We start from the raw sequence: 8,521 nt of genomic DNA, 5'->3' as shown, positions 1-8,521 counted from the left end.
TGGAAGCGCTCAACAAGGCGATCGCGGCGAGCAACGACGCCCGGACCCAGGGCCCCGCGGTGGCATCGCTGGCAACGCCGACCGAATCCTTCGCGGGCTTCTTCAAGATCAAGGAAACGACCAACGCCGCCTATTTCCAGGCGAATATGGAAGGCGAAATCGCCGGCATGCCGGTGCGCGGCAACGCCGGCTTCCGCTGGCTGCACACCAGCCTCTCGTCGACGGGCAACAATATCGCGAACGGCACGGTGACGGGGCAGACCGTCGCCAAAAGCTCGTACAACTTCCTGCTGCCGCGCTTCAGCCTCGTGCTCGAGCCCGCCGACAAGCTGCTCGTCCGCGCCGGCATCGCGCGCGATATCCGCCGCCCGAACTTCGACACGCTGTCGACGTCCTTCTCCTTCGGCACCGGTGCGAACACCCCCGTTGCGGTCGGCAACCCCGACCTCGTTCCCGAGGCGGTCTGGTCGTTCGACCTTTCGGGCGAATATTATTTCGCACCGTCAAGCCTGATCAGCGTCGGCTTCTTTCACAAAAGCCGCACCAACCTGTTCGCCCAGCGGCAGGAGGATCCGGCGCCCAACCTCGACGCCAACGGCAATCTCAACATTTCGATCGATCCGTCGTGCCCGGGCGGCGGCATCTACAATCCGATCGCCAACCGCAACATCAACAATCCGGTCCAGGGCGTCGGCATCTGCGTACCGCGGAGCTCGACGTTCAACGTTCCGGGAAGCACGACGCAAACCGGTATCGAGGTCGCGCTCCAGCACGATCTGTCGGCCTGGGAGGATGTGCTCGGATTTGCGTCGGGCTTTGGCTTCATCGGCAACTTCACCTATCAGAAGACCGGCGGTTCGGCACGTGAGTACCGCGTCGCCGATGGCCCGCGAACCGTTTTCACCCAGCTTGGCTATCCGGGTTCGCAGGATCTTATCTCGCTGACGAACCTTTCGAAATATGCTTATAATGCAACGCTGTTCTACGACAAATATGGTCTCAACGCCCGGCTTCGCTACACATGGCGCTCAAGCTATGTATCGAACGACCCGTTCTTCTTCGGCCTGCCGCTGATCAACGGCGCGAGGGGGCAGCTCAACGCCAGCATCAACTATGACATCAACGATCACATCAACGTCGGCATCGAGGGCATCAACCTGCTTCGCGGCGACCAGAACCAGTATTGCGTCAACAACAAGGCGCTGTTGTGCTTCCAGGGCCTCACCGATCGCCGGCTCACCGCGGGACTGAGCGTGAAATTCTAGCGGCGAGTATCCCGCCGGCACTATCGAAAGGTCCAAAGTGTCGGCGGCGTCCCCGGAAATGATAGCAGATCATTCCTATGACCATCGTCAGCCGAACGATGGCCGGGCGGCTGCCCGTACGGATCAAGCGGCCGGAAAGGGTCGCCTCGGCGGTGTCGCCAAGGTGAGAAGATTGCCGTCCGGATCGCGCACCTGCGCGAGCGTCGAATAATCGCCTTCGATATCGTCGCCGAGCATGATCCCCAAGCCCCGCAGCCTTTGCCGCTCGGCCGCCATATCGGCGATGTAAAAGAAGGCCGCGCCGCGCCCGGCGATTTCGACGCTGTCCGATAGCATCAGCCCGCTCCGGTCAGAAAATTCCCATTGCACCAGCGTCGCCATCGGCCGGTGGTCCGGACTGCGGCCGAGAAACCTGCTATACCAGTGCTCGGCCGCATCGAGGTCCGTGGCGAGCAAAGAGGTGTAAATCTTCTGCAGGTTCATCGCTCGTCTCCGCGTTGAGGCTTCCTTGCGAAAACCCCGCGCAGCCGCCCGGGTTCCGGCAATCGGGCCGCCGCGGGCGCGTGTCGCCCGATTTCGTCCGCGCCGCTGCGCCGCATCCGGGCCGGGATGGACCGGCTACCGTCAGCGCGCTGCCCCGTTCACGCGCCGATCGATGCCAAAAGCGCAAGATCGGTCGAGCAGCGCCGCGTGTTTTGCGACTAATCGGCGGCGCCACCCAGGGAGCGAATGATGAAGACGGCGGAGCAAAATTATCGGGACCGGATGCAGAGGGTGCTCGACTATGTCGACCAGCATCTCGATACCGATCTGGATCTGGAATCGTTAAGCCGCGTCGCCGCCTTCTCGAAATTTCATTTCCACCGGCAGTTCACGGCGACCTTTGGCGTGACCGTGCAGCGCTATGTCCAGCTTGCTCGAATGAAGCGCGCCTCGCACCGGCTCGCCTCGAACGAGGAGCGGAGCGTAACGGACATAGCGATGGATGCCGGATACCACGCCCCCGATGCGTTCGCCCGCGCCTTCCGGCGGCGGTTCGGGCAATCGCCGTCGTCGTTCCGGAAATCGCCGGACTGGGCGCCGTGGCTCGCGGCCTTCGGGCCTCTCGACAATGCGAGGAGCAAACTCATGCAAATTACCTACAATCATGCCGATGTGACGATCCGCGACGTGCCGGCGACGCCGGTGGCCGTTCTCGAACACCGCGGCGATCGTGCGACGCTCGATGCCACGATCAAGCGGTTCATCGCCTGGCGCAAGGCCGCGGGCCTGTCGCCCGAGACAAGCCCGACCTTCAACATTTTTCGTTCCGAAAGGACACCCGCGAACCCGGCCGATTACAGTATGGACCTGTGTGTCGGGACCGGGCAGCCGATCGCGGCGGACGACGATTGCATGAAGGCCGGCATCATCCCCGCGGGACGCTGCGCGGTCCTGCGCGTCGTACACGACACGCATAATCTCGAGCCCGCCGCGCTTTTTCTTTATCGGGACTGGCTGCCAGCAAGTGGCGAGGAAGTGCGCGACTTTCCGCTCTATTGCCGGCGCCAACTCAACTTCTTCAATGACGCGGCGGTGCACGACGTCGTCGTGGAACTGTTCCTGCCGCTGAAATAGCACGCCGCCGCGGCGGTCAAGGCAAGTCCCTTCCTCCAAATCCGCTTCCCGGTCATCCGCAGACTTTGTATAGGCCGGGGAGCGAGGAAGGGCTCATCGGGGCACGTGCCTTGCGATCCGGTTTCTTCCTCGCAGGACTATCTGAATGTCGTGGCCAGGCGGTACGCGCGCACTTTTGCTCCACAACGCAAACGCACGGCAGGGCGCGAGCGCCTTGCAACCGGTACGGGACCGGCTGGAAGCCGGCGGCATCATGGTCAGCGTCGAGCCCTTCGAAAACCTCCCCGAAATTGCCCGCGACGTCGCACGGCTGCACCGCGAGGCCGATCTGGTCGTGGTCTGCGGCGGCGATGGCTCGATCTCTTCGGCGGCGCCCGCGGTCATCGAGAGCGGACTGCCGCTCGGCATCATTCCCGCCGGCACCGCAAATGATCTCGCGCGGACGCTTTCGATCCCGCTCGATTTCGCGGCCGCGGCCGACGTCATCGTGGTGGGCAACCAGCGACGGATCGACGTCGGCATGGTCAACGGCCATGCTTTCTTCAATGTCGCCAGCATCGGCCTCAGCAGCGAACTCGCGCAAAAGCTCGACCCGGCGATCAAGAAGCGGTTCGGCCGCCTCGGCTATGCGGTGGCGGCGCTCCGTATCGTGACGGGCGCCAGGCGCTTTCGCGCGAAGATCACCGAAAAGGGCCGCACGATAAAGGTCGGAACCTATCAGATCGCGATCGGCAACGGCCGCCTTTACGGCGGCGGAAACGTCGTCGAGGAAAAGGCCGCGATCGACGACGGCAGCCTCGACCTCTACAGCCTCGAGATGCGCAACCTCTGGAAGCTTGCGCTCATGCTGGGCGCGTTTCGATCGGGCACGCATGGCGCATGGAAAGAGGTCCGAACCGCGAAATGCGTCGAATTCGACATCGAAACCCGCGCCCCGATGCCCATCAACACCGATGGCGAAATCGTAACGGCGACACCGGCGCATTTCCGGGTGCTGCCGCACGCCATATCGGTACTTGCTCCGCAAAGCGGCGCGTTGCCATCGCATCCCTTCCCGCTCTACCATAAATGATGCCGGCGGGATCGCGCGGCAGGGACGCGGTCGGGGCACGGCAAACCGGCCAGTTCCTGCGAGAATGGGAACTGGCCGGGTGGCAGGCGGGTCGGGGCGGGAGTGCCGGGGTCGAGCCTTCGGGGCCGTTCGATCCGCTCGCCGTTATGCCGTTCGTCAGTTACCGGCCTTCTTGTCGTTGCCGTGCGCTGCCTTTGCGGCATGCGCGCCGGACCGGGCCGACGTGGCCCGCTTTGCCGTCGCGCCCTTGGGCGCCGCGGTCTGCTGCGTTGCCGGCTTGGCCGTTGTCGTCGAGGCAAAAACCGGTGCGGTCATCAACATCGTCGATGCGAGGCCGAGACCGACCAGGGTACGAAAGCGTGCCATATTCTTCACTCCATGAATCCGCCCGGAAGCGGATGCTGCGAACCGAAATGTCCAGGCGGGAAACCGGCAGAGAGGGATCAGGGGGATGGCTCCCGCCCTGGACATCCTTCTCCTAACCCCGCCGATCCGACCGGGGCATGGCCGCGACATGACAATATCGTAATCCGCGGGTCAGCTTCCCGATGCAGGCACGGGCGTATCGTCGTTCCCTGAAGCAAAGGGACCGCCCGCATGACCACCGACCGCGCGACACATCGCTCAGGAAAATGGCTTCTCGCCCTGACACTCGCGTCGCTCATCGCCGCCTCGGCGATCTATCTATACGCGGGCTATTATAACGGACCGCTGTTCCGCGACATGCCCGCAGCGAATGCCGGCGCTGCGCGACCCGCGATCGTCATGCTGTCGGGCGACATGGGCAATCGGACCGGTATGACGCCGAAGATAGCGGCGCGACTGCACGCCCGCGGCTATGCGATCGTCACGGTCAACTCGCTGACCTATTTCTCGCCGCGGCGGACGGCACAGGACGCCGCGCAGTTGATCCGGACCGCGATGGCGCGGGCGATGATGCTCGGAAAGACCGATCATGTCGTGCTGATCGGCCAGTCATTCGGCGCGGATATGCTGCACGCCGGCCTCGCGCAATTTCCGGCCGGCGACCGGCGGCCGATCCGGGCGGTCGTGCTGGTCGTGCCCGGCGAGGATATCATCTTCCGCGCCTCGCCGATCGAACTTGCCGGTTTCGAAACGCCCGACCAGCGCGCCTCGCCAACCGCGTCGCGGCTGAACTGGGTGCCGGTGACCTGCATCCGCGGCATCAAGGAAGCCCACAGCCTGTGCCCCGAACTGCAAATGCCGAACGTCCGGCGCATCACCCTGCCCGGCGGGCACAAGCTGAATTCCGATTCCCGCGCGCTCGAGGCGGCGATCTTGCCCGCGATCGACGGCAGCCGGACCTGAAGGAGCGAATGAGATGAAGGCCTTGGTCATGGCGTTGCTGTTGACGCTGAGCAGCAGCGCGAATGCCGCGACGGCCGCGACCCCGATCGGACTGTGGCAAAACCCCAAGGGTACGATCGTCGTGCAAACGCGCCGTTGCGGCCAGCAATTGCTGTGCGGCAGCATCGTCTGGGCGGGGCCCCGGGCGATCGCCGATGCTCGCGATGCGGGCGTCGACACCCTCGTCGGCACCGAATTGCTGAGTGATTATCGGGCGAGCGGTGCCGGGCGTTGGACAGGGCGCGTCTATGTTCCCGATCAGGGGCGGCATTTCTATTCGACGATCGAACTTCGCACGCCGAACAGCCTGCGCATATCGGGCTGCATCCTTGGCGGGCTGATCTGCAAGCGTCAGGAATGGACCCGGAAATGAGCCTGTTCGAAAACGCCCGGCGGTGGAGCCGGTCCAACAAGCGGCTCCTGTCGATCGGCGCCGCGCTGATTGTCGCGGTGCTCGGCCTTGCCGCGCTGTCGAGACTGCTGCATTCGGTTCGCCCGCATGACATCCGCCACGCCTTCGATGCCCTGTCGGCGGGCCAGATCGGGATGGCGCTGCTGCTGACCGCCGCCAGCTACGCCATGCTGACGCTGTACGATCGCTTCGCGCTGCGGATCATCGACCGGCCATTGCCATGGCGAACGTGGGCGCTTGCCTCCTTCACCAGCTACACGCTCAGCCACAATCTGGGACTCGCGCTGCTCACCGGCGGTTCGGCGCGATACCGTATCTATCGCGCGGCGGGCCTCGGCGGAGGCGACGTCGGCAGCGTGATCGCACTGGCAAGCCTCGGTTTCTGGAATGGCGTCATCCTTCTGGCCGGCCTTGCCGCCGCCACGACCACGCATGTGTTGCCGGGCCTGGCCTCCGGCGTCCCGCTTCACTGGATCCATCTCGCGGGGCTGGCTGTCCTGACGCTGTGCCTCGTCCCCTTGCTGCTGCGCCATTTCGGTCTGAAAGCATTCGAGATCGGCGGGTGGCGAACACCGCTGCCGGACGCGAGGTACAGCGCCGCGATGACCGCCGTCGCCGCCCTCGACCTCGCCGCCGCGAGCGCCGCATTGTTCGTCCTGCTGCCCGCCCCCGATCCGGCCGCCTATCCGGCCTTCTTCCTCGGCTATGCACTCGCCATCATCGCTGCGCTGGTCAGCCATGTCCCCGGCGGACTCGGGGTGTTCGAGACCGTCGTGATCGCAGCGGTGCCCGGCGACAAGGCCCAGCTGCTCGCCGCACTGCTTGCCTATCGCGTCATCTATTATCTGCTGCCATTGCTGCTCGCCGCGCTGCTCCTCGCCTGGCACGAGAGCAAGGCTTGGCGGCAACCAGCGCAGCAGGCAGCACGTGCCGGACAATCGCTGCTTCGCGAACTCGCGCCCCCGCTTCTCGCCGCGCTGGCGTTCGCGGGCGGACTGATCCTGCTGCTGTCAGGCGCAACCCCCGCCGAAGCCGCCCGCATGCATGAGCTCAGGCATTTTCTGCCGCTGCCCTTCGTCGAGGCATCGCATATCGCCGCCAGCCTGTCGGGGACGCTGTTGCTGTTCCTCGCACCGGGGCTACTGCGCCGCCTCGACGGCGCCTTTGTCGCGACACGCGGGCTGCTCGTCGCGGCGATCGTCTTCTCGCTCGCCAAGGGCGGCGATTACGAAGAAGCGCTGATTCTGGCGGCCATCGGCGCCGCGCTTCAGTGGAGCCGTACCGCCTTCTATCGCAAGACCTCGCTGCTTGACGCGCCGCTGTCGGCCGGATGGATCGCTGCGGCGTTGACCGCGGTGATGACCTCGACCTTCGCGGGCTTTTTTGCCTACAAACATATCGCCTACACCAACAGCCTGTGGTGGCAGTTCACCCTCAATGGCGATGCACCGCGCTTTCTGCGCGCGCTGTTCGGCATCGCGGTGCTGGTGACCGGTCTCGCTCTCTGGCGGTTGTTCGCGCCGTCGGGGAACGCCGCCAGCGACGGCGATCTCGCCTTCGAACGGCTCGCACCCGCGCTGGCCGTTGCCGATCGCGCCGATGCCTTTCTTGCCTACACCGGCGACAAGCATTTTATCCTTGCGGACGAGGGCGACGCCTTTCTGATGTACCGGGTCGAGGGCGCGAACTGGATCGTGATGGGCGACCCGGTGGGGCGCGAGGAACGCTGGCCTGACCTGCTCTGGAAATTGCGCGAGCGAGCCGACGCCGCACAGGGACGCATCCTGCTCTACCAGATCAGCGCCGCGTGCCTTCCCCCGGCGATCGATCTCGGCCTCTCGATCGTCAAATATGGCGAGGAGGCCCGGGTCGATCTCGCCGCCTTTTCGCTCGCGGGTCCGCACGCCAAGACGCTGCGTCACGCCGAGCGCCGTGCCGTCGAGGCGGGCGCGACCTTCGCCATCCTCGCCGCGGCCGATGTGCCGCACCATCTCGCCGAGCTCGAAGCCATATCGAACGACTGGCTCGCCGCGAAAAAGCAACGTGAAAAGGCGTTCAGCCTCGGCCGTTTCGAGGCTGGCTACATGCGGAATTTCCCGTGCGCGGTCGTGCGCATCGACGGGCGTATCGTCGCCTTTGCCAATATCCTTGCGACACCGAACCGCGAGGAGATTTCGGTCGACCTGATGCGCCACGCGCGCGACATTCCCTATGGCGTGATGGATTTCCTCTTCGTTCGCCTGATCGGACATGCAAAGGCCGAAACCTACCGGTGGTTCACGCTGGGGGTCGCGCCGCTGGCGGGGATCGACGGGCGCAAGCTGGCGCCCGCGTGGGCGCGCGGCGCCGCCTTCCTCTTCCGCCATGGCGAGAGCCTGTACGGGTTCGAGGGGCTGCGAAGCTACAAGGCGAAATTCGCGACGCATTGGGAGCCGCGCTATATCGCGGGGCCGCGCGGCATGGCCTTCGCCCTCGGCATCGCGGCGGTGCATAATATCGTGTCGCGCCCCGCAACCGTGAAAAGCCGGCGTCCGGCTATTGCGGTGCCCGGCGGGATCCAGAGCTTGCGGCGCTATCTTCGCCATGCCGGAAAGAGTCGGTATAAGGCATCGTCAGCGATACACCGCTAGCGTGGGAACCCCTCTATGTCGCGAAAGATACTGGTGATCGAGGACGACCGCACGACGGCGGACTTCATCGACAAAGGCCTGACCGGCGAAGGTTTCACCGTCGATCATGCCGCCGACGGCCGCGATGGCCTTTTTCACGCGACCGGCGGCGGCTATG

General features: G+C 64.9%; 8 protein-coding genes and 1 pseudogene. 7 read left to right on the top strand and 2 right to left on the bottom strand.

The genetic code is table 11. The features are described 5' to 3' along the window. Positions 1–1,265 (top strand): TonB-dependent receptor domain-containing protein (locus VGD20_RS18695; RefSeq protein ID WP_331135883.1); only part of this gene is annotated, 1,265 nt, incomplete at its 5' end. A gap of 123 nt (positions 1,266–1,388) precedes the next feature. Here VGD20_RS18695 and VGD20_RS18690 read toward each other — a convergent pair. Continuing rightward, positions 1,389–1,748: a VOC family protein gene (locus VGD20_RS18690; RefSeq protein ID WP_331135882.1), complete on the bottom strand. Its 360-nt coding sequence runs from the start codon at positions 1,746–1,748 to the stop codon at positions 1,389–1,391. A gap of 246 nt (positions 1,749–1,994) precedes the next feature. Here VGD20_RS18690 and VGD20_RS18685 point away from each other — a divergent pair, with 246 nt between their 5' ends. Then, positions 1,995–2,882: an AraC family transcriptional regulator gene (locus VGD20_RS18685; protein ID WP_331135881.1), complete on the top strand. Its 888-nt coding sequence runs from the start codon at positions 1,995–1,997 to the stop codon at positions 2,880–2,882. A gap of 145 nt (positions 2,883–3,027) precedes the next feature. Beyond that, entirely contained in the window at positions 3,028–3,954 is a 927-nt protein-coding gene (locus VGD20_RS18680; protein ID WP_331135880.1) for a lipid kinase, read from the top strand. Positions 3,955–4,110: 156 nt separating this feature from the next. On the opposite strand, the gene VGD20_RS18675 is transcribed toward VGD20_RS18680, so the two are convergent. Next, entirely contained in the window at positions 4,111–4,320 is a 210-nt protein-coding gene (locus VGD20_RS18675) for a hypothetical protein (protein ID WP_331135879.1), read from the bottom strand. A 231-nt stretch (positions 4,321–4,551) separates the two neighbouring features. On the opposite strand from VGD20_RS18675, the gene VGD20_RS18670 reads away from it, so the two are divergent. The 4 genes and pseudogenes from VGD20_RS18670 to VGD20_RS18655 form a co-directional block, all read left to right on the top strand. After that, the gene (locus VGD20_RS18670) at positions 4,552–5,283 is read left to right on the top strand and encodes an AcvB/VirJ family lysyl-phosphatidylglycerol hydrolase (RefSeq protein ID WP_331135878.1); all 732 of its coding nucleotides are present in this window, start codon (positions 4,552–4,554) and stop codon (positions 5,281–5,283) included. 13 nt (positions 5,284–5,296) lie between these two features. After that, positions 5,297–5,695 carry a DUF2147 domain-containing protein gene (locus tag VGD20_RS18665; protein WP_331135877.1) on the top strand — a complete coding sequence of 133 codons (399 nt, stop codon included), beginning with the start codon at positions 5,297–5,299 and terminating at the stop codon, positions 5,693–5,695. Then, positions 5,692–8,364 (top strand): bifunctional lysylphosphatidylglycerol flippase/synthetase MprF, encoded by a 2,673-nt coding sequence (gene mprF, locus VGD20_RS18660; protein ID WP_331135876.1) that lies wholly within the window; start codon positions 5,692–5,694, stop codon positions 8,362–8,364. The genes VGD20_RS18665 and mprF overlap by 4 nt, the downstream gene beginning before the upstream one ends. 15 nt (positions 8,365–8,379) lie before the next feature. Then, positions 8,380–8,521 (top strand): annotated as a pseudogene (locus tag VGD20_RS18655) (DNA-binding response regulator); the annotation flags it as partial.

Origin of the sequence: Sphingopyxis sp., from assembly GCF_036402335.1 — a bacterium.
In the GTDB taxonomy this organism is placed as follows: Bacteria; Pseudomonadota; Alphaproteobacteria; order Sphingomonadales; family Sphingomonadaceae; genus Sphingopyxis.
This window is presented reverse-complemented; position numbering and strand designations above follow the sequence as displayed.

Bases quoted from the DNA above. Each gene is read 5' to 3' on its own strand.
- VGD20_RS18690 (WP_331135882.1), bottom strand. From the start codon at position 1,748: ATGAACCTGCAGAAGATTTACACCTCTTTGCTCGCCACGGACCTCGAT.
- mprF (WP_331135876.1), top strand. From the start codon at position 5,692: ATGAGCCTGTTCGAAAACGCCCGGCGGTGGAGCCGGTCCAACAAGCGG.
- VGD20_RS18675 (WP_331135879.1), bottom strand. From the start codon at position 4,320: ATGGCACGCTTTCGTACCCTGGTCGGTCTCGGCCTCGCATCGACGATG.
- VGD20_RS18680 (WP_331135880.1), top strand. From the start codon at position 3,028: ATGTCGTGGCCAGGCGGTACGCGCGCACTTTTGCTCCACAACGCAAAC.
- VGD20_RS18665 (WP_331135877.1), top strand. From the start codon at position 5,297: ATGAAGGCCTTGGTCATGGCGTTGCTGTTGACGCTGAGCAGCAGCGCG.
- VGD20_RS18685 (WP_331135881.1), top strand. From the start codon at position 1,995: ATGATGAAGACGGCGGAGCAAAATTATCGGGACCGGATGCAGAGGGTG.
- VGD20_RS18670 (WP_331135878.1), top strand. From the start codon at position 4,552: ATGACCACCGACCGCGCGACACATCGCTCAGGAAAATGGCTTCTCGCC.